Source organism: Streptomyces sp. NPDC005722 (assembly GCF_040630935.1).
Classification (GTDB): Bacteria; Actinomycetota; Actinomycetes; order Streptomycetales; family Streptomycetaceae; genus Actinacidiphila.
The window spans coordinates 54,116-78,465 of record NZ_JBEXYN010000001.1 but is presented as its reverse complement, the minus strand read 5'-3'; the positions used below and the strand labels follow the sequence as shown (position 1 = coordinate 78,465).

At 73.3% G+C, this 24,350-nt stretch carries 23 protein-coding genes; 10 read left to right on the top strand and 13 right to left on the bottom strand.

Features of this window, described 5'->3' with window-relative positions:
* Positions 1-100 precede the first annotated feature (100 nt).
* Positions 101-1,390 (bottom strand): L,D-transpeptidase, encoded by a 1,290-nt coding sequence (locus ABZ479_RS00370; protein ID WP_500459100.1) that lies wholly within the window; start codon positions 1,388-1,390, stop codon positions 101-103.
* Positions 1,391-1,640: 250 nt separating this feature from the next.
* Positions 1,641-2,036, bottom strand: a complete 396-nt coding sequence (locus ABZ479_RS00365) for a hypothetical protein (protein WP_500459099.1) — start codon at positions 2,034-2,036, stop codon at positions 1,641-1,643.
* Positions 2,037-2,225: 189 nt separating this feature from the next.
* Between ABZ479_RS00365 and ABZ479_RS00360 the strand changes: the two genes are divergently transcribed.
* Positions 2,226-2,513 carry a hypothetical protein gene (locus ABZ479_RS00360; RefSeq protein WP_500459098.1) on the top strand — a complete coding sequence of 96 codons (288 nt, stop codon included), beginning with the start codon at positions 2,226-2,228 and terminating at the stop codon, positions 2,511-2,513.
* A gap of 64 nt (positions 2,514-2,577) precedes the next feature.
* Here ABZ479_RS00360 and hutH read toward each other — a convergent pair whose 3' ends face one another.
* The 5 genes from hutH to ABZ479_RS00335 form a co-directional block, all read right to left on the bottom strand.
* Positions 2,578-4,128, bottom strand: coding sequence for a histidine ammonia-lyase (hutH, locus tag ABZ479_RS00355; RefSeq protein ID WP_499606662.1), 1,551 nt, complete (start codon positions 4,126-4,128; stop codon positions 2,578-2,580).
* Between the two features lie 574 nt (positions 4,129-4,702).
* Entirely contained in the window at positions 4,703-5,854 is a 1,152-nt protein-coding gene (locus tag ABZ479_RS00350; protein ID WP_500459097.1) for a diguanylate cyclase domain-containing protein, read from the bottom strand.
* Positions 5,855-5,953: 99 nt separating this feature from the next.
* Positions 5,954-6,757: an enoyl-CoA hydratase/isomerase family protein gene (locus ABZ479_RS00345; RefSeq protein ID WP_500459096.1), complete on the bottom strand. Its 804-nt coding sequence runs from the start codon at positions 6,755-6,757 to the stop codon at positions 5,954-5,956.
* Positions 6,758-6,989: 232 nt separating this feature from the next.
* Complete coding sequence (locus ABZ479_RS00340) at positions 6,990-8,138, bottom strand: adenylate/guanylate cyclase domain-containing protein (RefSeq protein WP_500459095.1); 1,149 nt, start codon at positions 8,136-8,138, stop codon at positions 6,990-6,992.
* Between the two features lie 91 nt (positions 8,139-8,229).
* A complete protein-coding gene (locus ABZ479_RS00335; RefSeq protein ID WP_500459094.1) occupies positions 8,230-9,072 on the bottom strand; it encodes a biotin--[acetyl-CoA-carboxylase] ligase in 843 nt (280 codons plus the stop codon).
* Positions 9,073-9,289: 217 nt separating this feature from the next.
* Here ABZ479_RS00335 and ABZ479_RS00330 point away from each other — a divergent pair, with 217 nt between their 5' ends.
* The 4 genes from ABZ479_RS00330 to ABZ479_RS00315 all read left to right on the top strand — a co-directional run bounded on the left by ABZ479_RS00330 (position 9,290) and on the right by ABZ479_RS00315 (position 11,949).
* Positions 9,290-10,879 (top strand): acyl-CoA carboxylase subunit beta, encoded by a 1,590-nt coding sequence (locus ABZ479_RS00330; RefSeq protein WP_500459093.1) that lies wholly within the window; start codon positions 9,290-9,292, stop codon positions 10,877-10,879.
* 15 nt (positions 10,880-10,894) lie between these two features.
* Positions 10,895-11,101: an acyl-CoA carboxylase subunit epsilon gene (locus tag ABZ479_RS00325; protein WP_499606643.1), complete on the top strand. Its 207-nt coding sequence runs from the start codon at positions 10,895-10,897 to the stop codon at positions 11,099-11,101.
* A 90-nt stretch (positions 11,102-11,191) separates the two neighbouring features.
* Positions 11,192-11,323 carry a morphogenic membrane protein MmpB gene (gene mmpB / locus ABZ479_RS00320; RefSeq protein WP_018561319.1) on the top strand — a complete coding sequence of 44 codons (132 nt, stop codon included), beginning with the start codon at positions 11,192-11,194 and terminating at the stop codon, positions 11,321-11,323.
* Between the two features lie 14 nt (positions 11,324-11,337).
* Positions 11,338-11,949, top strand: a complete 612-nt coding sequence (locus ABZ479_RS00315) for a nucleoside triphosphate pyrophosphatase (RefSeq protein ID WP_500459092.1) — start codon at positions 11,338-11,340, stop codon at positions 11,947-11,949.
* A 30-nt stretch (positions 11,950-11,979) separates the two neighbouring features.
* Here ABZ479_RS00315 and ABZ479_RS00310 read toward each other — a convergent pair whose 3' ends face one another.
* Positions 11,980-12,411, bottom strand: coding sequence for a hypothetical protein (locus ABZ479_RS00310; RefSeq protein WP_500459091.1), 432 nt, complete (start codon positions 12,409-12,411; stop codon positions 11,980-11,982).
* Positions 12,412-12,818: 407 nt separating this feature from the next.
* Between ABZ479_RS00310 and ABZ479_RS00305 the strand changes: the two genes are divergently transcribed.
* Positions 12,819-14,591 carry an acetyl/propionyl/methylcrotonyl-CoA carboxylase subunit alpha gene (locus ABZ479_RS00305; protein WP_500459090.1) on the top strand — a complete coding sequence of 591 codons (1,773 nt, stop codon included), beginning with the start codon at positions 12,819-12,821 and terminating at the stop codon, positions 14,589-14,591.
* 83 nt (positions 14,592-14,674) lie between these two features.
* Here ABZ479_RS00305 and ABZ479_RS00300 read toward each other — a convergent pair whose 3' ends face one another.
* Both ABZ479_RS00300 and ABZ479_RS00295 read right to left on the bottom strand, forming a co-directional pair.
* On the bottom strand, positions 14,675-15,664 hold the full coding sequence (locus ABZ479_RS00300) for a DeoR/GlpR family DNA-binding transcription regulator (protein ID WP_500459381.1): 990 nt from the start codon (positions 15,662-15,664) through the stop codon (positions 14,675-14,677).
* Between the two features lie 202 nt (positions 15,665-15,866).
* A complete protein-coding gene (locus ABZ479_RS00295) occupies positions 15,867-17,315 on the bottom strand; it encodes an NAD(P)H-quinone dehydrogenase (protein ID WP_499606639.1) in 1,449 nt (482 codons plus the stop codon).
* Between the two features lie 63 nt (positions 17,316-17,378).
* Here ABZ479_RS00295 and ABZ479_RS00290 point away from each other — a divergent pair, with 63 nt between their 5' ends.
* The 3 genes from ABZ479_RS00290 to ABZ479_RS00280 all read left to right on the top strand — a co-directional run bounded on the left by ABZ479_RS00290 (position 17,379) and on the right by ABZ479_RS00280 (position 20,853).
* On the top strand, positions 17,379-17,816 hold the full coding sequence (locus tag ABZ479_RS00290; RefSeq protein WP_499606638.1) for a gamma-glutamylcyclotransferase family protein: 438 nt from the start codon (positions 17,379-17,381) through the stop codon (positions 17,814-17,816).
* Between the two features lie 195 nt (positions 17,817-18,011).
* Entirely contained in the window at positions 18,012-18,845 is an 834-nt protein-coding gene (locus ABZ479_RS00285) for a purine-nucleoside phosphorylase (RefSeq protein WP_500459089.1), read from the top strand.
* Between the two features lie 277 nt (positions 18,846-19,122).
* Positions 19,123-20,853: a phospho-sugar mutase gene (locus tag ABZ479_RS00280; RefSeq protein ID WP_500459088.1), complete on the top strand. Its 1,731-nt coding sequence runs from the start codon at positions 19,123-19,125 to the stop codon at positions 20,851-20,853.
* 79 nt (positions 20,854-20,932) lie between these two features.
* On the opposite strand, the gene ABZ479_RS00275 is transcribed toward ABZ479_RS00280, so the two are convergent.
* The 3 genes from ABZ479_RS00275 to ABZ479_RS00265 form a co-directional block, all read right to left on the bottom strand.
* Positions 20,933-21,586 carry a PH domain-containing protein gene (locus tag ABZ479_RS00275; RefSeq protein ID WP_500459087.1) on the bottom strand — a complete coding sequence of 218 codons (654 nt, stop codon included), beginning with the start codon at positions 21,584-21,586 and terminating at the stop codon, positions 20,933-20,935.
* Positions 21,587-21,664: 78 nt separating this feature from the next.
* A complete protein-coding gene (locus ABZ479_RS00270) occupies positions 21,665-22,636 on the bottom strand; it encodes a hypothetical protein (RefSeq protein WP_500459086.1) in 972 nt (323 codons plus the stop codon).
* Positions 22,633-23,220, bottom strand: a complete 588-nt coding sequence (locus ABZ479_RS00265; protein WP_500459085.1) for a SigE family RNA polymerase sigma factor — start codon at positions 23,218-23,220, stop codon at positions 22,633-22,635. Before ABZ479_RS00265 ends, ABZ479_RS00270 begins: the two co-directional genes overlap by 4 nt.
* 130 nt (positions 23,221-23,350) lie before the next feature.
* On the opposite strand from ABZ479_RS00265, the gene deoC reads away from it, so the two are divergent.
* A complete protein-coding gene (gene deoC, locus ABZ479_RS00260) occupies positions 23,351-24,346 on the top strand; it encodes a deoxyribose-phosphate aldolase (RefSeq protein WP_499606660.1) in 996 nt (331 codons plus the stop codon).
* Positions 24,347-24,350 lie beyond the last annotated feature (4 nt).

Genomic DNA, 24,350 nt, shown 5'->3' with positions numbered 1-24,350 from the left:
GCCCGCCGGGCGCGCCCGTGCGGGGCGCGGCGGGGAACGCCGCAGGGGCCCGGAACCTCACGGTTCCGGGCCCCTGCGGCCGTCCGGGGCGGGGGCGGTGTCAGACCGCGCTGCCCGCCTTCCAGGCGCTCCAGCTCATGTTCCAGCCGTTGAGGCCGTTGGACGGGTCGACGGTCTTGTCCTTGGAGTTCTTCACGGTCACGACGTCGCCGATGATCGAGTTCGTGTAGAACCAGTAGGCGTCCGTCGAGGTGTCCTTGGCGCCCTTGGTGTCGTTCAGGCCCACGCAGCCGTGGCTGGTGTTGACGCTGCCGAACACCGAGTCGGGACCCCAGTAGTTGCCGTGGATGAAGGTGCCGGACGTGGTCAGGCGCATGGCGTGCGGCACGTCCTTGATGTCGTACTCGCCCTTGCCGTCGTCGTCGGTGAAGCCGACGGTGGCGCCGTTCATCCGGGTCTCGGTGAACTTCTCGGAGATCACCATCTGGCCGTTGTAGGTGGTGTTCTCGTCGGAACCCGCGGAGATCGGGACGTTGCGGATGACCTTGCCGTCGCGGACGACCTTCATCCGGTGCGTGGAGGCGTCGACCGTGGAGACCTGGCTGCGCCCGATCTTGAAGGTGACGGTCTTCTCCTGCACGCCGTAGACGCCGCTCGCGCCCTCGACCCCGTCGAGGTTCAGCTTGAGGGTCACGGTCGAGCCGGCCTGCCAGTAGGCCTCGGGACGGAAGTCGAGCCGGGTGGAGTTGAACCAGTGGCCGACGACCTCCTGGCCGCTGCTGGAGGTCACCGAGATCGCCGACTGGACGGCCTTCTTGTCCTCGATCGCCTTGGTGAAGTTGAGCGAGACCGGCATGCCCACGCCGACGGTCTGGCCGTTCTCGGGCGTGTAGTAGCCGATGAAGCTGTGCTCGGGGCTGACCGTGGTGAAGGTGGAGTTCTCGGCGGCCTTGCGGCCCTTGCCGTCCTCCGCCGCGGCGGCGATCTTGTACTTGGTGGCCCGCTCCAGCTGGTCGTTGGGGGACCAGCTCGTACCGTCCGCGGAGATCGTGCCCTCGACCTCGGAGCCGTCGGCGACCGAGGTCATCACGACACTGGTGAGCTCACCCTCGGTCACCTGCACCTTGGCACCGGTGTTGATGCTGACGTTGTCGGCGCCGGTCTTCGGGATGATCGATATTCGGGCGTCCGACGCGTCCTTGGCCGCCTGCTCGTCGACCGAGTCCTGCGACTTGACGTTGTTGTCGGAACCGGCGGTTCCCGACTTGTCGCCCCCGCACGCGGTCAGGGTGATCGCCCCGGCGGCGAGCAGCGCCAGAGCTGCCAGCCCGGCTCGCCGCCTGCGGGAGGGAATCGTGTCGGTGACTGTGCCGGTCTCGGCGCGCTTCACACAGGTCTCCAATGTCTTCCGGTACGCGTTTCCCCCGGCCCGCTCGCGTCGCGGGCCACGGCCCTCGATCGAGCCTCACTCGTACGTCCAGGAACTGCCAGGGTCTTTGGTCCGTTCCCCCACGCCTCGAAGTGTGGGGAAGAACACGTGCGTGACGCACGTGACATGGGCGCTCTGCCGCGGCCCGTGCGAAACCCCGGACCCATTGAGGGGCCCGGGGCAGGTGAGTCACGCACTGGCGAGGACGCGGTCAGCGCCCGCGCGGTTCCTCCTCGTCGATGTCGGCTTCCTCGTCCTCGTCCTCCGCCTCGTCGTCGGCCTCGTCTCCGTAGAGGTCCCACTCGTCGGAGTCGGGGTCGTACTCGGTGTGGGCGCAGGACCAGGACGCCTGCACCAGTTCGATCCCCGGCACGCTGGTGACCAGGTCGAAGGGGTCGACGAGGTAGGCCAGCGCCTCCGACTCGTCCTGCCGCACCGACGCCTCGGCGTGCTGCCGCTCGTCGTCCGGCATGTAGTCGTCGCCGCCGATCTGGTCCAGCGCGGCGTCGGTCAGCTCGCCGGACCCGGTGATCTCCAGGACCAGCTCCACCTGGAGCCGCACGTAGCGCGGCCCGCTCTCCCCGGTGGGGATGTCAGTAGTGCTCATGTGACGGAGCGTATGCGGGGGAACGGCCCGCAGTGCGCAGGCAGTCCGCTTCCGGCGCCGAAGGATACCCGCGGCGGCCCTCCGGCAACCCGCGGAAGCACCGGTTCCGGGGCCGAACTTCCCTCCACGGCAGTTGTCTCACTACCATCGGGCTTCACGGTCAAGTCGCCGCAACCGCTGGGGGATCCGTTGACCTCGCACCGTCCGCCCGCCTTCGTCGCCATCACGGCGGCCGCCGTCCTCGGCGCCCTGTACTTCGTGCCCAACGCGTCCGCCAGTGCCGAGCACACGGCGAACACGAGCGCGCAGTCGTCCGCTTCCACCGCCACCACCGGCTCGGGCACCGGCCCGGGCCAGCACCTGGCGGACACCGGAAGCGTCGACACCACGCCCTACCTGGTCGGCGGTACCGCCTTCCTCGGCCTGGGCGCGGCACTCGTGTTCAACGCGAGCCGCCGGGCACGCGACGCCTACTAGAGCCCGTCCGCACCGCCCCCTCAGGCCTCCGGGCCCGAGGGGGCGGTGCGGTGCCGGGACCGGCTCAGGCCAGCGGACCGGTGACCGACTCGGCCGCCGCCACCAGACCGCCGCCGCGCACAAAGTCGTACGCGGCCTCCAGGTCCGGGGACAGGAAGCGGTCCGGACCGGGGCCGCCCACTCCCGCCTCGCGTGCCGCCTTCACCACCGCCTGCGTCGCCGGGGCGGCCACCAGCACCTCGCTGCCCTGCACGCGCAGCTCCACGGCGCGTGACGCGGCCATCAGCTCGACCGCGACGATGCGGGCCAGGTTGTCCACCGCCTGCCGCAGCTTGCGCGCGGCCGACCAGCCCATCGAGACGTGGTCCTCCTGCATCGCCGAGGACGGGATCGAGTCCACCGACGCGGGCACCGCGAGCCGCTTGTTCTCGCTGACCAGCGCGGCCTGCGTGTACTGGGCGATCATCAGGCCGGAGTCCACGCCGGGGTCGTCGGCCAGGAACGCCGGCAGGCCGTGCGAGCGGCTCTTGTCCAGCAGCCGGTCGGTGCGCCGTTCCGCTATCGACCCGAGGTCGGCCGCGGCGATGGCCAGGAAGTCCAGCACGTAGGCGACGGGGGCGCCGTGGAAGTTGCCGTTGGACTCCACCCGCCCATCGGCAAAGACGACCGGGTTGTCGACGGCGGAGACCAGCTCGCGGTCGGCCACCGTCATGGCGTGCGTCACGGTGTCCCGGCCGGCACCGGCCACCTGCGGGGCGCAGCGGATCGAGTACGCGTCCTGCACCCGCGGCGCGTCGTCCTGGTGGTGCCCGGTGAGCCCGGAGCCGGCGAGCACGCGGCGCATGTTCTCGGCGCTGGCCGCCTGGCCGGGGTGCGGGCGGATCGCGTGCAGTTCGGGGGCGAGCACCTTGTCGGTGCCCAGCAGCGCCTCCATCGAGAGCGCGGCGGTGACGTCGGCGGCGGTGAACAGCCGGCGCAGGTCGTCGATGGCCATGACGAGCATGCCGAGCATGCCGTCCGTGCCGTTGATGAGGGCCAGGCCCTCCTTCTCGCGCAGCTCGACGGGCTCGATGCCGTGCGCGGCCAGCAGCTCCGGGACGGGGCGCACGACGCCGTCCGGGCCCTCCGCCTCGCCCTCGCCCATCAGGACCAGCGCGCAGTGCGACAGCGGCGCCAGGTCGCCGGAGCAGCCCAGGGAGCCGAACTCGTGGACGACGGGGGTGATGCCCGCGTTGAGCAGCGCGGCCATCGTCTCGGCGACGACGGGACGGACGCCGGTCCGGCCGGAGGCCAGCGTCTTCAGCCGCAGGAACATCAGCGCGCGCACCACCTCGCGCTCCACGCGCGGGCCCATGCCGGCGGCGTGCGAGCGCACCAGGCTGCGCTGCAGCTGCGCGCGCAGCTCGGGGCTGATGTGCCGCACCGCGAGCGCGCCGAAGCCCGTCGACACGCCGTACACCGGCTCCGGCTTCGCCGCCAGGGCCTCCACGACCTCGCGCGCCGCGGCGATCCCGGCCAGCGCCTCCGCAGACAGCTCGACCCGCGCCCCGCCGCGGGCCACCGCCAGCACATCCTCCGCCGCGACCCCGTGGGCCCCGATCACCACGTTATGCATACTCATATTCACGAACCCTACGGACTGAATCGCAACCTGTCACGCGTCGGACGCACCTCTTCCGCCCGCCCCCTCCCGCACCCCGGAAGCGGCACCACTCCGCTCCGAGCCGCACTGCCGAGCCGCCCGGAGGGACCAGTCCCGCACCACCGCCGACTGGTCGGGCGCCCCGCAGGCACCAGCGCGCCGGCAACCCGCCGTGCCCGCGGCACCTCAGCCCCGCCCCGGAAACCCACGCCTCCTCGCCACGGCCGCGGACCGGCCCAGCACCCCGCAGGCGCCCCTCCGCCCCGGGTCCCGCCGCGCCTTCACCTCCATGGCTTGGCGCGTGCGACCCCCGGCCGGCGCCCGCGCCACCCGGCACCGCACACGCCCGACCCGCTCGGTCCCGGCCCCGGAAGCATCGCCCGAGGTCCCGGCCCGCCGGCTGGTCGGCACCGAACAGACATCGCTCCGGGCCCCCGACGCCCGCAACCCCCCTCAACGGCTGATCCGCCACCCACGCCGACGGCGCCCCGACCGCGACCCTGCCAAGCGGCACCACACACCACGGCCCCGCCCACGTACGAGCCGCTCAGTCCCGCCCCCGGAAGCGGCGTCGTTCCACGTCGTGGCCCGAGGGCTGGTCGGCGAGGCGGACCACCGGGTCCTCGGGCGCCCCGCGCCCGGCGACCACGGGCTCCACCGAGTGCAGGGCCTTCGCCCGGTACTGGGCCGCGTCAGCAAGCCGGAACAGCCGGCGCCCCGAGGTCACCACGCCGATCTCCGCGTCCGTAGACGCCACCCCGACCGCGACCCCGTCGCCCAGCCCCAGCCACTTGGTGCGCACGCACAGCTCCTCGGCGACCGCCACGACCTCCTCCGCGCGGTGCCCGACCGAGAGCAGGCAGAACTCGTCGCCGCCCAGCCGCGCCACCAGGCTGCCCTCCAGGGCGGCCCCGCACAGCGACAGCACCGACCCGAAGCCGACCAGCAGCCGGTCGCCGACGGCGTGCCCGAGCTGGTCGTTGACCCGCTTGAGCCCGTTGAGGTCGCAGACCACCAGGCTCACCGGGGTCCCGTCGGCGCGGTGCCGTTCCACCGCCTCCTCCAGCCGCTGGTCGACGGCCCGCCGGTTGGCCAGCCCGGTCAGCGGATCGCTGAAGGCCAGCCGGCGCACCTCGGCCAGCCGCTCGGTCTGGGCGATCCCGGCCGCGGTGAGCGTCGCGAGCACGGTCGCGAACTCGGCGTCGTCCCGGTCGAAGACCGGCCGCCCGGCGCCCCGGGCCACGTACAGCTCGCCCCAGGCGAGCCCGTGCAGCATGATCGGCGCGACGACGCAGGAGGTGCGGCCGCGCCGCCGCAGCGTGGCCACCCGCTGGTGGCAGTAGGCGCCGCCGCGGCCCTCCGCGGGGCCCTCGGCGGTCTCGATCCAGGCGTGCGGCTCGCCGCCCTCGGTCCACTTGGCGTGCAGGAACTCCACGATCTCGGGGAAGTCCGCGACCGAGTACACCTCCTCGTCGGGCTGCGGCTCCTCGCCGGGCGCCAGGTCCCCGTCGTTGACCAGGACGCGCAGCCGCCCCCGGTCGCGCTCCCAGCGGGAGATCGCCGACATGGAGCCACCGAGCGCGACCCGCGCCGAGGAGGCGGCGGCGACGGCCGCCTCCATGGGCGACTTCGCCGCCGCCACCGCCCGCGCGAGTTCGGCGACGGCGCGCAGTCGAGCGTCCCCGCCGGTGCCGTTCATGCGCCCGTCTCCTGTCGCAGCAGAACTTTTTACCAGTTTGCGACGTTCGCACGGCCCCGCACGTCACGTACCGGCGGCACGGTCGTTTTTCCCCGTCAATCACTCACCCGGCCACACCGGGTCGCGCTTCTCGTTGAACGCCGCGACACCCTCGGCGCGGTCGCCGGAGAAGGCGACCGTGCGCCAGGCGGAGTCCTCGACGTCCAGACCGGTGCGCAGGTCCGTGCCCTGGCCCAGCCGCAGTGCGCGCTTGGCCGCCCGCAGGCCAACCGGCGAGTTGGCGGCGATCCGGGCGGCCAGCGCGAGCGCCTCGGCCCGGCCCTGACCCTCCTCGGCGAGCACGTCCACCAGGCCCAGCGCCAGCGCCTCCGCCGCGGGCACCCGGCGCCCGGTGAAGATCAGCTGCGCCGCCCGCGCCGCGCCCACCCGGCGCGGCAGCAGCTGCGTGCCGCCACCGCCGGGGATCACGCCGACCGTCACCTCGGGCAGCCCCACGACGGCCGTCGGGTCCGCGACGATCACGTCGCACGCCAGCGCCAGCTCGTAGCCGCCGCCGAGGGCGAAGCCGTGCACCGAGGCGATGGACGGCACCGGCAGCTCCAGCACGGCCGTGTAGGCGGCCCGGGTGTACGGGCGCTGCCGCGCGAGGTCGGCGTCGGTGAAGGAGTTGCGCTCCTTCAGGTCGGCGCCCACGCAGAACGCCCGCTCGTGGGTCGAGGTGAGCACCACGCAGCTGACCGAGCGGTCAGCGGACAGCGCCGCGCACGCCTCGGTGAGCGACCGGGCCATGTCCGTCGAGATGGCGTTCATCGCCTTGGGCCGGTCCAGCACGAGTTCCGCCACCCGCCCGGCGTCACCGTGCCTGCGTACCGCCACCCACTCGCCAAACCGCTGCTCGGCCATCGCGCCGCCACCTCCGGGTCGCTGTTAACGATCGTGAACGTCGACCGCCAGCGTAGTGGGCAGGCCCGTCCCCGACGTCATGCTCCCCGGGTACCACGGGTGCCGGGCCGACCGCCCGCGGCGCCGAGACCGACATGCCTGCCGGGCTGGGCGCGGGCGCGGACGACCACATGGTCCGCCCGGACGCGGCAGCCGCGCGCGGTGCTCTCCCGGGAGCGGCCGCTCGCCGGACTCAGCCGCCCCGGCGGCTCAGCAGCCAGGGCTCGACGACGCCGAGGCCGCGCACCGGCCGCCGCCACATGGGCTGCAGCCCGAAGCGGTACTTCTCCTCCGAGCCGGGCACGATCTCCGCCTCCGACTCGGGTGCCTCGCCCGCCGCGACGAGCGCCTGCGCCAGCTCGCCGTCGACGAGCACCGCGTCCCGGGGCGCTATCGAGGTCAGCCGGCTCGCCAGGTTCACCGTGGTGCCGAAGACGTCGCCCATGCGGGTCGTGACGGTGCCGAAGGCCATGCCGACGCGCAGCGCCGGCATCGTCTCGTCGCCGTTCATGGTCTCGATGAGCCGCATGCCGATCTCGGCGGCGGTGCCGGCGTCGTCCGCGACGAACAGCACTTCGTCACCGAGGGTCTTGATGAGGCGTCCGCCGTGCGCGGCCACCTGGTCGGCGGCGGTGGTCTCGAACGCCTCGACCAGCTCGCCGAGTTCCTCCTCCTCCAGCCGGCGGGTGAGCCGGGTGAAGCCCACGAGGTCCGCGAAGCCGACCGCGAGCCGGCGGTCCACGGCCTCCTCGTCGTCCGAGCGGACGACCCGGCTGGTGGCGGCGGCGAGCTGACGTCGCCACACGTACGTCAGGAACTCCTCCAGCTCCGGCAGCAGCAGCTCGACCAGCGGATAGGCCACCTCGCCCCGGGTCATGCCGGGTTCGGGCGGCTCGGTGAGCTCCTCCAGGAAGGAGTCGGTCTGCCACTCGGCCAGCCTGGCCGTGGTCTGGCCGGTGGACCGGGCGACCTGGATCGCCGTGCTCTCGCTGATCAGCCCGGCCTCGACCAGACCTGCCAGCCGGCGCAGCGCCAGGACGTCGGCCTCGGTCAGCGCGCGGGCCTGGCCGATGTCGGCGAAGCCCATCGCCCGCCAGAACCGGGCCGCGAGGTCCATGGAGACGCCGGCGCTGCGGGCCGCCTGGAAGGGCGTGTAGTGCCGTCCGGAACCGAGGATCAGGTGCTCCAGGCGGAGCGCGATCGGGTCCTCTTCGATGGCCTGCGCGCGGGCCGATCCGCCCCGTTCCTCGGGCTCTTCACGCTCCTCGCGTTCCGGCTGCCCGCCCTGTGGCCCGCCCGGCCCTTCGTGCGGCGGGAGGCCGCTCGCGTCGTCCACGGTCACCGCCCGCCCCCTCCTGGGTCCCTGCGCACCGGCCCTTCCGATCACCGCGCCGGAGGCTGCCGCCTCAACCATACGGCAGGTGTGGTCTGGCTCACTCTCCCGCCGGGCGCACGTGGACGACGTCGCCCGCGCCGACCGCCCGCTCGCCCTCGTCGGTCGCGACGACCAGCCGTCCGTCCTCGTCGACGGCCACCGCGCGCCCGCTGAGCTCGGCCCCGCCCGGGAGTTCGGCGCGTACGGTGCGGCCGAGCGTCACGCAGCCGGCGGCGTACGCCTGCTGGAGCCGGGAGGCCGCCGGGTCGCCGCCGGCACGCAGCCACTCGCCGTACCACTCGGCGATCGCGCGCAGCACCGCGCGCAGCAGCGGGTCGCGGTCGGTGGCCTTGGCCCCGGCGAGAACGAGGGAGCCCGCGGCGGGCACCGGCAGTTCCTCCTCGCGGAGCGTGACGTTGAGGCCGATGCCGATCACCACGGCGTCGTCGCCGACGCGCTCGGCGAGGATGCCGCCGGCCTTCCGCTCCTCGCCGTCGACGGTGACGAGCACGTCGTTGGGCCACTTCAGCCCGGTGTCCACGCCCGCCGTCCGCGCCACGGCGGTGGCGGTCGCGACGCCGGCCAGCAGCGGCAGCCAGCCCCAGTGCCGGGGCGGCACGGCGGTCGGCCGCAGCAGCACGGAGAAGAACAGCCCGGAGCGGGCGGGGGCCTGCCACTGCCGGTCCAGCCGGCCGCGCCCCGCGGACTGCTCCTCGGCGACCAGGACCGCGCCCTCGGCGGCGCCCTCCCGGGCCCGGGCGCCCAGGTCGCTGTTGGTGGAGCCGGTGGAGTCGACCACGTCCAGGTCGGTCCACAGGCTGTCGGGGGTGACGATCGCGCGGCGCAGGGAGGCCGCGTTGAGCGGCGGCCGCTCCAGGTCGGACCAGCGGTTCGAGGTCATGTGTCCAGCCTAGGGTCTGCCCTCCGGATCGCCGTGGACGCGGCCCTGACGGGTCCGGGACGACGCGGCGGCCCGTAGGGCGGACCCTGGGAGTGGAGTGTGGCCAACGCCGCACTGACCGGGCAGCATCCGCGCGGTTACGCTACGAAAACAGCATTACTCGCCAGTCACGTCACACCCTCAGCACGACCCGACGAGAGCAGGAGAGCCGCCTCCCATGGCCGAGCCGGAGATCGACATCCACACCACCGCGGGCAAGCTGGCGGACCTGCGCCGCCGTACCGACGAGGCGACCCACGCCGGCTCGGCGCGCGCGGTGGAGAAGCAGCACGCGAAGGGCAAGCTGACCGCGCGTGAGCGCATCGAACTGCTGCTGGACGAGGGCTCCTTCGTCGAGCTGGACGAGCTGGCCCGGCACCGCTCGACCAACTTCGGGCTGGAGCGGAACCGCCCCTACGGCGACGGCGTCGTCACCGGCTACGGCACCGTGGACGGCCGCCCGGTGGCGGTGTTCTCCCAGGACTTCACCGTGTTCGGCGGCGCGCTGGGCGAGGTCTTCGGCGAGAAGATCGTCAAGGTCATGGACTGGGCGCTGAAGACCGGCTGCCCGGTCATCGGCATCAACGACTCCGGCGGCGCGCGCATCCAGGAGGGCGTGACCTCGCTGGGCCTGTACGGCGAGATCTTCCGCCGCAACACCCACGCCTCCGGCGTCATCCCGCAGATCTCCCTCATCCTGGGCCCCTGCGCGGGCGGCGCGGTCTACTCCCCCGCCATCACCGACTTCGTGGTGATGGTCGACCAGACCTCGCACATGTTCATCACCGGCCCGGACGTCATCAAGACCGTCACCGGTGAGGACGTCGGCTTCGAGGAGCTGGGCGGCGCCCGGTCGCACAACACCGTCTCCGGCAACGCGCACCACATGGCCGGCGACGAGAAGGACGCCATCGAGTACGTCAAGGCGCTGCTGTCCTACCTGCCGTCCAACAACCTGCAGGAGGCCCCGGCCTTCCCGCAGGAGGCCGAGACGGAGGTGTCGGCGGAGGACCTCGAGCTCGACACCCTGATCCCGGACTCGGCGAACCAGCCGTACGACATGCACCAGGTCATCGAGCACGTCCTGGACGACGGCGAGTTCCTGGAGACCCAGGCGCTGTTCGCGCCCAACATCCTCACCGGCTTCGGCCGGATCGAGGGCCACCCGGTCGGCGTCGTCGCCAACCAGCCGATGCAGTTCGCCGGCTGCCTGGACATCGACGCCAGCGAGAAGGCGGCGCGCTTCGTCCGCACCTGCGACAGCTTCAACGTCCCGGTCGTCACCTTCGTCGACGTCCCCGGCTTCCTGCCCGGCACCGACCAGGAGTGGAACGGCATCATCCGGCGCGGCGCCAAGCTGATCTACGCCTACGCCGAGGCCACGGTTCCGCTGATCACCGTCATCACCCGCAAGGCCTTCGGCGGCGCCTACGACGTCATGGGCTCCAAGCACCTCGGCGCCGACCTCAACCTGGCCTGGCCGACCGCCCAGATCGCCGTCATGGGCGCCCAGGGCGCCGTCAACATCCTGCACCGCCGCACCCTGGCCGAGGCGGGCTCCCCGGAGGAGGCCGAGGCGCTGCGCGCCCAGCTGATGCAGGAGTACGAGGACACCCTGCTCAACCCGTACGTCGCCGCGGAGCGCGGCTACGTCGACGGGGTCGTCCTGCCGTCGGAGACCCGCATGCACCTGGTGAAGGCGCTGCGGACGCTGCGCAACAAGCGCGAGAGCCTGCCCCCCAAGAAGCACGGCAACATCCCCCTGTAAGGAGCCCGCCCTGTCATGGTGATCAAGGTCGAACGGGGCAACCCGACCCCCGAGGAGCTGGCGGCCGTCGTGGCCCTAGTCCAGGCCCGGGCCGCGGCGGCCGCGGGGCCCGCCGACGGCCCGCGGAACGCCGACGAGTGGGCCTCCCCCGCGCGCAACGTCCCCGGCCGGATGCCGCGCCCGGCGCCGGTGTCCTGGCGCGCCACGTACTGGCCGCACTGACCCGGCCGGACGGAAATGGTCCGCTCGCCCGCCCGCGCCTGAGTATCCGTACTCAGGCGCGGGCGTTCCGCACGGCGCAACCTGGACGGCATGCTGTGGTCAGACCCGTCCGACGAACCCCCCGAGGAGATGCGGCAGGCGCAGGCGATGCTGCGCCGCGCGATGCTCGTGATCGCCGTCGCCGTCCCCCTGATCACGGCCCTGGTGGCCTGGCGCTGCTGACTACGATGACGGGCATGACCGACAGCAGCCGCAGCCCCCGCCCGCTCGTCCTCGCCTCCGCCTCCCCCGCGCGCCTGGGCCTGCTGAGGCAGGCCGGGCTCGACCCGCGGGTCGTCGTCAGCGGTGTCGACGAGGACGCGATCAGCGCCGGCAGCCCCGCCGAGCTGGCCCGGGTACTGGCCGAGGCCAAGGCCTCCGCGGTCGCCGCGGGGCTCTCCGGCGGCGAGGTCGTCGTCGGCTGCGACTCCGTCCTGGACCTGGACGGGGTCGCGCTGGGCAAGCCGGCTGACGCCGAGGACGCCACGGCCCGCTGGAAGTCCATGCGCGGCCGCTCCGGCGTGCTGCGGACCGGGCACTGCGTCATCGACCTCGCCACCGGGCGCCGGGTCTCGGAGACCGCCTCCACCACGGTGCGGTTCGGCACCCCGGACGACGACGAGGTCGCGGCCTACGTCGCCTCGGGCGAGCCGCTGCACGTGGCGGGCGCCTTCACCCTGGACGGCCGCTCGGCGCCGTTCGTCGACGGCATCGAGGGCGACCACGGCAACGTCATCGGCATCTCGCTGCCGCTGCTGCGCCGCCTCCTCGCCGAGCTGGACCTGCGCATCACCGACTTCTGGGTCTGAGCCGGCCGGGCGGCCCGTACGGCCGTACGGTCAGGCCACCGCGGGGGTGACGGGCGGCGGGGGCGTGCTCCCGCCGGGCTCGTCGCCCGGTCCGGAGGCCGGGGTCTCCCCCGCGTAGAGCACCAGGGCGAGCACCACGAACCCCAGGATCACCATCAGCCCCGCGAACGCGGCCCAGCCCACCGGGGCCGCCAGCCCCGCGCCCAGGACCCCGTGGGTCACCGCGCACACGACGAGCAGGAGCCGGCCGAAGCGGCCCGGGGCCCGGTCGCGCTGCGCCATGCGGACGAGGACGACCGCGCAGCCGATGAGGAAGAGCGCCATCACCGCCCCGGCCGCCCACGCGCCCATCGCCATCGCGCCGGGGTCGAGCCCGGCCAGGGACATCTTCTGGTGGCGTACGACGATGCCCATGATCCAGTTGACGAAGGCGAAGCCGAACGCCTCCAGAATCAGCAACACGGCCGCCACCACGGCGACACTTCTGCGCACTGCGCGCCCCCTGTCCCAGTACCCCTATTACCGGCGGTATTTCGTGGGCCGAACGCTACTAACGGGTAGGAGTTGCGGCAAGAGTCCGCGCGGCACCACCCGTATGGGGCGCCGGTCCGGCAAAGATTTACCCGGGCCTTCGTGGAGTTCCCACAAAAAAAGCGCCACGTCGGTCACGGTGGAGGGCGGTGACCCGGCCCACACCCCAGGGCCACAAGCACCGGGATAAATAGGGCTTTACCGTAGGAAGCCTAGGCATCCGGGTCTCGATTGGGGGCCCGTATCACCCTCCGTGTGGGCAAGCTCACCCCCAGGGGTGCCTCGGCACGAAGTGTCGCCAGTACCTAAACTCTGCTTGTTTCAAGGAGGGAGCCATCGTGCGCAAGGTGCTCATCGCCAACCGCGGTGAAATCGCAGTCCGCGTCGCCCGTGCCTGCCGGGATGCCGGGATCGCCAGCGTGGCCGTCTACGCGGAGCCGGACCGGGACGCGCTGCATGTGCGCGTGGCCGATGAGGCGTACGCGCTGGGCGGTGACACCCCGGCCACCAGTTACCTGGGCATCTCCAAGGTGCTGGCGGCCGCGGCCGAGTCCGGGGCCGACGCCGTCCACCCCGGCTACGGCTTCCTGTCGGAGAACGCCGACTTCGCCCAGGCCGTCCTGGACGCCGGGCTCACCTGGATCGGCCCCCCGCCGCAGGCCATCCGCGACCTCGGCGACAAGGTCGCCGCGCGGCACATCGCCCAGCGCGCCGGGGCCCCCCTCGTCGCCGGCACCCCGGACCCGGTCTCGGGCGCCGACGAGGTCGTCGCCTTCGCGCGCGAGAACGGCCTGCCGATCGCGATCAAGGCCGCCTTCGGCGGCGGCGGCCGCGGCCTGAAGGTCGCCCGCACCCTGGACGAGGTCCCCGAGCTGTACGAGTCGGCGGTCCGCGAGGCCGTCGCCGCCTTCGGTCGCGGCGAGTGCTTCGTCGAGCGCTACCTCGACAAGCCGCGGCACGTGGAGACCCAGTGCCTGGCGGACTCCCACGGCAACGTCGTGGTCGTCTCCACCCGTGACTGCTCGCTGCAGCGCCGCCACCAGAAGCTCGTGGAGGAGGCCCCCGCGCCCTTCCTCACCCCGGAGCAGAACGCCCAGCTCTACGCGGCGTCCAAGGCCATCCTCAAGGAGGCCGGCTACGTCGGCGCCGGCACCTGCGAGTTCCTGGTCGGCACCGACGGCACCATCTCCTTCCTGGAGGTGAACACCCGTCTGCAGGTCGAACACCCGGTCACCGAGGAGGTCACCGGCATCGACCTCGTACGCGAGATGTTCCGCATCGCCGACGGCGAGGAACTCGGCTACGACGACCCGCCGCTGCGCGGCCACTCCTTCGAGTTCCGCATCAACGGCGAGGACCCGGGCCGGGGCTTCCTGCCCGCCCCGGGCACCGTCACCCGCTTCGACCCGCCGACCGGCCCGGGCGTCCGCCTGGACGCGGGCGTCGAGACCGGCAGCGTCATCGGCCCGGCCTGGGACTCGCTGCTCGCCAAGCTCGTCGTCACCGGTGCCACCCGGCAGCAGGCCCTGCAGCGCGCCGCGCGCGCCCTGGCCGAGTTCCAGGTCGAGGGCATGGCCACCGCCATCCCGTTCCACCGCGCGGCGGTCGTCGACCCGGCGTTCGCTCCCGAGGTCAACGGCAAGACCGGACCGTTCACCGTCCACACCCGGTGGATCGAGACCGAGTTCGTCAACGACATCAAGCCCTTCGCCGCCCCGGCCGACGCCGAGGACGACACCGAGCCCGGTCGCGAGACCGTGGTCGTCGAGGTCGGCGGCAAGCGCCTGGAGGTCTCCCTGCCCGCCTCGCTGGGCATGACCCTGGCCCGCACCGCCGCCGCCGGCGGTGCCCGCCCCAAGCGCCGCGCCACCAAGAAGGCCGGCTCCGCGGCCTCCGGCGACTCCCTGACGTCCCCGATGCAGGGCACGATCGTCAAGATCGCCGTCGAGGAGGGCCAGCACGTCAACGAGGGCGACCTCGTGGTGGTGCTGGAGGCGATGAAGATGGAGCAGCCCATCAACGCGCACCGCGCCGGCACCATCAAGGGCCTCACCGCGGACGTCGGCTCCTCCGTCTCCTCGGGCGCCCTCCTCTGCGAGATCAAGGACTGACCCGCCCTCCGCGGACGGCAGCACGAACGCCGCGGGCCCCGGCCGGACAACCGGCCGGGGCCCGCGGCGTTCCGCCGGCAGGGCTAGCGTCTGCGCGGCGCCAGGTCGGCGATCCGGGCCGCCTGCTGATCCCCGGCCAGTTGGGCGGTGCGCAACGGGCCCATCCCCGACACGCCGCCGACCGACTGGCCGGCGGCCCTGGCGCGCGGCTCGCCGGGGGCCGCACCACCCGGGTAGTTGCCGGAGGGGTGCTGGTGGCGCCGGGGTCCGGGCACGGGCGGCATCTCCCGTCGCTGCCGCCCGTGGGACACCCCGTTGTCCGCCCCGTCCGTCGACGCCACGGCGACCTGCACACCGCGGTCGGCCAGCGCCTGGAGCTCCGTGGCGGCGCGGTCGTCGCCCGCCGGGGGCTCGTCCGTGACCAGATGCGTGATCAGGTCCGTCGGCACGGTCTGGAACATGGTGTCCGTGCCCAGCTTGGTGTGGTCCGCCAGGACCACGACCTCCGCCGCCGCCTGGACCAGGGCCCGGTCGACGCTGGCGGAGAGCATGTTGGACGTGGACAGCCCGCGTTCCGCGGTGAGTCCCGCCCCGGACAGGAAGGCCCGCGACACCCGCAGTCCCTGCAGGGACTGTTCGGCGCCACTGCCGACCAGCGCGTAGTTGGAGCCGCGGAGCGTGCCACCGGTCATGACCACCTCGACCCGGTTCGCGTGCGCCAGGGCCTGCGCCACCAGCAGGGAGTTGGTGACGACGGTCAGCCCCGGCACCCGGGCGAGCCGGCGTGCCAGCTCCTGGGTGGTCGTGCCGGCACCGACGACGATGGCCTCGCCCTCCTCGACGAGACCCGCCGCGAGATCGGCGATCGCCGTCTTCTCCGCGGTCGATAGATGGGATTTCTGCGGGAAGCCGGACTCCCTGGTGAAGCCCCCCGGCAGCACCGCACCGCCGTGCCGGCGGTCGAGCAGTCCTTCTGCCTCCAGCGCCCGCACGTCACGCCGTACGGTCACTTCCGAGGTCTGGACGACACGGGCGAGCTCACGGAGCGAGACCGCTCCGTTGGCGCGCACCATTTCGAGGATCAGTTGGCGACGTTCTGCTGCGAACACGAAACTGACAGTAACGCCAATGACCGTCTGCTATCAGCAGTTTGCACCGATTAACAGAAGTTGTTCGCAGGGCCGGACGCCCCGTGCTATATAGGCGACGACATCCCTTTCGGTGACGAAGGGGGGCCGGTGCCGCACCCCCGGGCCGTGGGCCAGCCGTGTCGTCCTAGAGCTCTCCGGCCGCCTTGCGGGTCGCCAACTGCCGTGCCGCCTCGGCGATCGAACCCGACAGCGAGGGGTAGACCGTGTAGGTGTTCGCCATCTGTTCGATGGTCAGGTTGTTGTCGACCGCGATCGAGATGGGGTGGATGAGTTCGCTGGCGCGCGGCGAGACGACCACGCCGCCGACCACGATGCCGGTGCCCGGACGGCAGAACAGCTTCACGAAACCGTCCCTGATGCCCTGCATCTTGGCGCGCGGGTTGCGCAGCAGCGGCAGCTTGACGACGCGTGCGTCCATGACGCCCCCGTCGACGTCCGCCTGGGTGTAGCCGACGGTCGCGATCTCGGGGTCGGTGAAGACGTTGGAGGAGACCGTCTTGAGGTCGAGCGGGCCGACCGTCTCGCCCAGGAAGTGGTACATCGCGATCCGGCCCTGCATGGCCGCGACCGAGGCGAGCGCGAAGACGCCCGTGACGTCACCGGCCGCGTAGACGCCCGGGGCCGAGGTGCGGGAGACCTTGTCGGTCCAGATGTGGCCGGACTCCTTGAGCTTGACGCCCGCGCCCTCCAGGCCCATGGCGCCGGTGTTCGGTATGGCGCCGACCGCCATCAGGCAGTGGCTGCCGGTGATGACCCGGCCGTCGGAGAGGGTGACCTCGACGCGGTCGCCGACCCGCTTGACGGCCTCGGCGCGCGAGCGGGCCATGACGTTCATGCCGCGGCGGCGGAAGACGTCCTCCAGGACCGCGGCGGCGTCCGGGTCCTCGCCGGGCAGGACGCGGTCGCGGGAGGAGACCAGCGTCACCTTGGAGCCGAGCGCCTGGTACGCGCCGGCGAACTCGGCGCCGGTCACGCCGGAGCCGACCACGATGAGCTCCTCGGGGAGCTCCTCCAGGTCGTACACCTGCGTCCAGTTGAGGATCCGCTCGCCGTCCGGCTTCGCGTCGGGCAGCTCGCGGGGGCGGCCGCCGGTGGCGATCAGCACGGCGTCGGCGGTGAGGGTCTCGGAGGTGCCGTCGGCCGCCTCGACGACGACGGTGCGGGAGCCGTCCATCGCCTGCATGCCCTCCAGCCGGCCGCGGCCGCGCATCACGCGGGCGCCCGCACGGGTGACGGAGGCGGTGATGTCGTGGGACTGGGCGAGCGCCAGGCGCTTGACCCGTCGGTTCACCTTGCCGAGGTCGACGCCGACGACCCGGGCGGCCTGCTCGATGTGCGGTGTGTCGTCCGCCACGATGATGCCCAGTTCCTCGTACGAGGAGTCGAAGGTGGTCATCACCTCGGCCGTCGCGATCAGGGTCTTCGACGGCACGCAGTCCGTGAGTACCGAAGCCCCGCCCAGACCGTCGCAGTCGACGACGGTCACCTCCGCACCCAGCTGGCTGGCCACCAGGGCCGCTTCGTATCCGCCGGGTCCGCCACCAATGATCACGATCCGAGTCACGTACCCCATTGTCCCGCACGCGCCAAGTGATCACTTACGGGGGCGGTGCCCCACTGTCGTACTCTCATGACCATGTCGCTCTACGCCGCCTACGCCGGCAACCTCGACGCCCGGCTGATGACGCGCCGCGCCCCCCACTCGCCCCTGCGCGGCACCGGGTGGCTGAGCGGCTGGCGGCTGACCTTCGGCGGCGAGCAGATGGGCTGGGAGGGCGCGCTCGCCACCCTGGTGGAGGATCCGCTGCACCAGGTCTTCGTCGGGCTCTACGACATCGCCCCGGTCGACGAGGAGGCGGTGGACCGCTGGGAGGGCGTCCCGCTGGGCATCTACCGGCGGCACCTGGTGCGCGTGCACACCCTCGACGGCGACCTGCCCGCGTGGATCTACGTCCTCAACGACTACGAGGGCGGCCTGCCCTCCGCGCGCTACCTCGGCGAGATCGCGGACGCGGCGGAGTCCGCGGGCGCCCCGCACGACTACGTGATGGAACTGCGCAAGCGGCCCTGCTGACGCTCCGGCAGACGACCCGGCGGCGACACCGCCGGCCGGTACGGCGGCCGGTACGGCGAAGGGCGCGGCAAAGGGCACGGCACAGCCACCCCCGTGGCCCTGCGGGCCCCGTCAATCGGCTGATCCTCCGAAATTTCGCAGACCGTGACCTGGGACGTCTACGCGCGTAGGAGATAACCGGCTACTCTCATCCGCGTGAACTCTTCCGCAACTCCCCACGCCGCCCGCAGCCCGCTGGGCGACCCGTACGCCGCCGCCACGGCCGCCGCCGCCCGCCTGCGCGAGCTGACCGGCGGCGAGACCCACGACGTCGCCCTGGTCATGGGCTCCGGCTGGGTGCCTGCCGCCGACGCCCTCGGCGCGGCCGACCACGAGTTCGCGGTGACCGAGCTGCCGGGCTTCCCGCCGCCGGCCGTGGCCGGGCACTCCGGCAAGGTGCGTTCCGTGCGGATCGGCGACAAGCGGGCGCTGGTCTACCTCGGCCGCAACCACTACTACGAGGGCCACGGCGTCGCCACCGTCGCCCACGGCGTGCGCACCGCCGTCGCCGCCGGCTGCAAGACCGTCGTCCTGACCAACGGCTGCGGCGGGCTGCGCCCCACCTACCGCCCCGGGCAGGCCGTGCTGATCGGCGACCACATCAACATGACGGCCGCCTCCCCGATCGTCGGCGCCAACTTCGTCGACCTCACCGACCTGTACTCGCCGCGGCTGCGCGCCCTGTGCAAGGAGGTCGACCCCTCCCTGGAGGAGGGCGTCTACGTCCAGCTCCCGGGCCCGCACTACGAGACCCCGGCCGAGATCAACATGGTCCGGGTCATCGGCGGCGACCTCGTCGGCATGTCCACCGCGCTGGAGGCCATCGCGGCGCGTGAGGCGGGCGCCGAGGTGCTCGGCATCTCCCTGGTGACCAACCTCGCCGCCGGCATGACCGGCGAGCCGCTGAACCACGAGGAGGTCCTGGAGGCCGGCCGCGACTCCGCCGCGCGCATGGGCAGCCTGCTCGCCCAGGTGCTCGAGCGGATCTGACCCGCCCCGCACCCCCGTCGGGGCGGGCCGGCGCACCCGCGCCGGCAGACCGCGCGCGATCAGGGGGGTGCCCGCACCCTGGTTGGGGAAGGCGCCCTACGGGGAGGTGACCGGACGGCACCCGTCACGGCGCACCGCCCCGCCGCCGTGCCGTACGGGATCCCGCCGCGCGGCCTCCCGCTGTGGTACCTGTCGCGGGCATGACGGGCCATGGGCCCAGGCCGACCCGCGCGGGGCGCGGGCGGCACCGAAGACCGAGACATCGCAGGAGCATCACGTGGCAAGCGCAAGCGAGAACGCGGAGCTGGTCCCTCAGGCACGCACCTGGCTGGCCGAGGACCCGGACCCCGACACCCGCTCCGAGCTGGAGGCCCTGCTCGCGGCCGTCGAGTCGGGCGACACGGCGGCCGCCGACGACCTCGCGGCCCGGTTCGCCGGCACCCTGCAGTTCGGCACCGCGGGGCTGCGCGGGGAGGTCGGCGCGGGCCCGATGCGCATGAACCGCTCCGTGGTCATCCGGGCCGCCGCCGGTCTCGCCGCGTACCTCAAGGCGCAGGGCCGGGGCGACGGTCTGGTCGTCGTGGGTCACGACGCCCGCCACAAGTCGGTGGACTTCGCCCGCGACACCGCCGCCGTCATGGTCGGCGCGGGCCTGCGGGCGGCCGTGCTGCCCGGTCCGCTGCCGACGCCGGTGCTGGCCTTCGCCGTCCGCCACCTGGGCGCGGTCGCGGGGGTCGCGGTGACCGCGAGCCACAACCCCCCGCGCGACAACGGCTACAAGGTCTACCTGGGCGACGGCTCGCAGATCGTCCCGCCCTCCGACGCCGGGATCGCCGACGAGATCGCCGCGGTCGGCCCGCTGGCCGGCGTGCCGCTCGCGGACGAGGGCTGGGAGGTCCTCGGCGACGAGGTCGTCGAGGCCTACCTGGACCGCGCCGCCTCGGTCGTGGACCGCCACACCCCGCGCGACCTCTCGGTCGTCTACACCCCCCTGCACGGGGTCGGCCGCGACGTGCTGACCGCCGCCTTCGTGCGGGCCGGGTTCCCCGCCCCGCACGTCGTCGCCGAACAAGGCGAGCCGGACCCGGACTTCCCCACCGTCGCCTTCCCGAACCCGGAGGAGCCGGGGGCGATGGACCTGGCCTTCGCCGCGGCCCGTGCGCTCGGCCCCGGTGTCGACATCGTCATCGCCAACGACCCCGACGCCGACCGCTGCGCCGTGGCCGTGCCGGACCGCGCTGCCGACGGCGGCTGGCGGATGCTGCGCGGCGACGAGGTCGGCGCGCTGCTCGCCACCCACCTGGTGCACCGCCGGGCCGACGGCACCTTCGCGGCGAGCATCGTCTCCTCCTCCCTGCTGTCGCGCATCGCGGCCCGCGCGGGGCTGCCCTACGCCGACACCCTGACCGGCTTCAAGTGGATCTCCCGGGTGGAGGGCCTGCGCTACGGGTACGAGGAGGCGCTGGGCTACTGCGTCGACCCCGCGGGCGTGCGCGACAAGGACGGCGTCACCGCCGCCCTGGCCGTGGCGGAACTGACCGCCGAGCTCAAGGCCAAGGGCCGCACCCTCTCCGACCTGCTGGACGACATCGCCCTGGAGTACGGGCTGCACGCCACCGACCAGCTCTCGGTACGGGTCGCCGACCTGTCGGTGATCGACGACGCGATGAGCCGGCTGCGCGAGCGGCCGCCCAGCTCGCTGGCCGGTCTCGCCGTCGACTCCGCCGAGGACCTCGCCAAGGGCAGCGCGGAGCTACCGCCCACCGACGGCCTGCGCTACCGGCTGGCCGGCTCACCGGGCGCCGGTGTGGAGTCGGCCCGGGTGATCGTGCGGCCGAGCGGCACCGAGCCCAAGCTGAAGTGCTACCTGGAGGTCGTGCTGCCCGTGCCGGGCGCCGACCGCCTGGCCGCCGTGCGCGCCCAGGCCGCCGAGGTCCTGGCAGCCGTCAAGGCCGACCTCGCGGCGGCCGCCGGGCTTCCCGGCGACGAGGCCGCGGCACGGCCCTGACGCCCCGGACGGAGCGACGGCGCCCCGGTCGTGCCCGCCCGGGCACGGCCGGGGCGCCGTCCTCGCCCCGTCCGCCGGCTCAGCCGATGGCGAGCAGCACGATCAGCACGACCACTCCCGCGACCGCGGGGGCGATCACCTCGTAGGCCCAGCGGACCGTGACCTCGCTGGGCGCGCCCTCCCGGCCGCCGTGCCGCTCGGCGAGCTCGCGCAGCTCGTCGACGACGCGGTCGGACCAGGCCCGGCTCGTGTCCGGGCCCCCGGGACGGGACCCGAGCGTCGCGCCCGGGTCGCCCGCGGCGGCGGCGCGCGACTTGGCCCGCGCGGCCCGCTTGCGGGCCCGCATCGACACCGGGACCGCCCACAGCTGGTACTTCCTGCCCTCCGCGAACAGCTCGGTCGAGTACCCCGAGCGCAGCCCCTCCACGGCGCCCCAGGACGCGGTGACGGTACGGAAGGGATTGCGGACCACGAGCCGGTCGTCGCCCGCCCGGACGACCGGACGCAGGGTGAACGCGACGACCAGCGGCACGATCAGCAGCATCAGCGCGAGGGCCACCCACGGCGTGTTCCCCGTGCCGCGGACGACGGCGTCGATGCCGAGCCACAGCGTGATGGCGAGCATGAGCACGCCGCCTGCGACGCCGGCCGCCGAGCGGTAGGAACGCTCGGCGTACTTCGGCTGCCCGGGGTCGGGCTGCGGTTCGGGGGCGGGATTCTCGGAGCTCGTCATGAGATCAGATTGTGCCTGACCCCGCGCCTGCGCCCCGCGGGGCGGAGGTTGCGTTAGTGCATCGGCGTCAGCGGCCGCTCACTCGTACGCCTTGTCCCGCGCGGAGTCGTAGACGACCTTGCCCCCCGCGTCGTAGCCCTTGATGTGCGGCAGGGCGTCCTCCGCCTGGGCCAGGACCCCCGTCGCGGCGAAGTACCCGTGGTCAAGCGCAGCCTGTTGCGTGACGCCGCCCCAGGAGACGGTGACCTTGGCGACGCCGGGCTCGACCGTGCCGACGCTGCCCCAGCGGAAGGGGAACCGGTACGGCAGCCCCGGGCCGGTGGCGGTGTCCTGCTTGTAGAGCCGGTAGGCGTTGTCGTCCGGCACGACGGGCCCGCGGCCGGGGTCGGAGCTGTCGCCCGAGCTGACGTTCACGCCCTGCGCCTCCCCGCCCTTGTCCGTGCAGATCAGCCGGACCGGCGTGCCGCCGGGGGTGCCGACCGCCACCACCCGGATGCCGTCGCCGGGTGAGTTCATGTCGCCGGTGGCGTTCAGCGCGAGGAGCACCCGGTAGTCCTCGGGCTTACCGAGCTCCTGTGCGGCGGGCGAGTCCGCCCGCTGGTGCTGCGCGTCGAAGGCGAGGCACCCCTCCAGGGCCTCGGCCGCCCGCTCCAGCGTGATCCCGTCGGCGAGTTGCCCCGGCGTGACCGGAGCCGCCGGCCCGCTCGGTGCCGCGCTCGTGCGCACCGGTGCGGACGGGTGCGGCGAGCCGGCGCTCGCCCGCACCGACGGCCGGGCGTCCTGACCCGGCAGGGCGGCCGCACCGCCGCCGGGCTGGTAGTGCATCGCGACGGCCGTGCCGGGCACCACGACGAGTGCCGCCAGCCCGGCCCCGGCGGCGAACACCCGGCGTCTGCGGCTCGTCCTGCCCTGCCGCACGATCGTGGCGTAGGGCGCCTCGCGCGTGTGCAGTCCGTCCGTCTGTTCCTCCAGGAGCTCGCGCAGCCGCGCCTCGAACTCCGTGTCGCCGTCCGCGGGGCCGTGCCCCGCCGTGTCTCCCGTGTCCCTCATCGGGCCCCTCCTTCGAGCTTCGTGTCCTTCGCCGTGCCCCAGCGCCCCGGCCGCCTCGCCGCGCCGGCCCCCGCGCCGACCGGCTCCCCGGCCGTCACGGCCGTGCCCAGCCGGGCCCGCAGCTTGGCCAGGCCCCTGGCCGCCTGGCTCTTGACCGTCCCGGCCGAGCAGCCCAGGGCGTGGGCCACCTCCGTCTCGGACAGGTCGTCCCAGTACCGCAGCACGACCACGGCCCGCTGCCGGGCGGGCAGTTCGCCGAGGGCGGCGAGCAGCTCCTCGCGCTGCGCCACCCGTGCCGTGGGATCGGCCCCGGCGCCCTCGGGCGGTACGTCCGTGAGCCGTTCGGCCACGCGTTTCTTGCGGAACCGGTCCTTGTTGCAGCTGATCAGGATCCGCCGCACGTACGCGTCCGGGTTGTCGCTGCGCTGCACCCGCCGCCAGGACCGGTAGGCCTTGGCCAGCGCGGTCTGCGCCAGGTCCTCCGCGTGATGCCCGTCACCTGTGAGCAGGTAGGCGGTCCTGACCAGATGGGCCCATCTGGCGCGGACGTAGCCTTGGAACTCCGCCTCGTCGTCTGGATTCATCGATGACCCCCTTCACCCACCAGACCACCGGTTCCGCCGATTCGGTTGCCGGGCCCCCCGGAAGGGGCCGGACGGATCCGTCCGTGACGGTGACATTCGCTACGCGCGTAGATATGCTGGTCTGGTGACCATGCCCACCACTGTTCCCGCTCACGGCCCCGACGCCGCGGCCCGGCTGGCGTCGATGGCCGACGTCACGGCCTCCGACGCCGCGCTGCGCCGCTACCTGCACGGGCTGCCCGGCGTCGACGCGGTCGGCCTCGAGGCCCGCGCCGCAAGCCTCGGCACCCGTTCGATCAAGACCACGGCGAAGGCGTACGCCATCGACCTGGCGATCTCGATGATCGACCTCACCACGCTGGAAGGCGCGGACACCCCGGGCAAGGTCCGGGCGCTGTGCGCCAAGGGCGTCAACCCGGACCCGACCGACCGCACGACCCCCAGGGTCGCCGCGATCTGCGTCTACCCGGACATGGCCGCGACCGCCAAGGAGGCCCTCGGCGACTCCGGCGTGCGCGTCGCCTCCGTCGCCACCGCCTTCCCGGCCGGCCGTGCCGCGCTGCCGGTCAAGCTCGCCGACACCGCCGACGCGGTGGCCGCCGGCGCCGACGAAGTGGACATGGTCATCGACCGCGGCGCCTTCCTCGCCGGCCACTACCTGAAGGTCTTCGAGGAGATCAAGGCGGTGAAGGAGGCCTGCCGCCGGCCCGACGGCAGCTCCGCCCACCTCAAGGTCATCTTCGAGACCGGCGAGCTGGCGACGTACGACAACATCCGCCGCGCCTCCTGGCTCGGCATGCTCGCCGGCGCCGACTTCATCAAGACCTCCACCGGCAAGGTGGCCGTCAACGCCACCCCCGCCAACACCCTGCTGATGCTCGAGGCGGTGCGCGACTTCCGCGCCGCCACGGGCGTGCAGGTCGGCGTGAAGCCGGCCGGCGGCATCCGCACCTCCAAGGACGCCATCAAGTTCCTGGTCCTCGTCAACGAGACCGTGGGCGAAGAGTGGCTGAGCAACGAGTGGTTCCGCTTCGGTGCCTCCAGCCTGCTGAACGACCTGCTCATGCAGCGTCAGAAGCTGAGCACCGGCCGCTACTCCGGCCCCGACTACGTGACGGTGGACTGAGAAC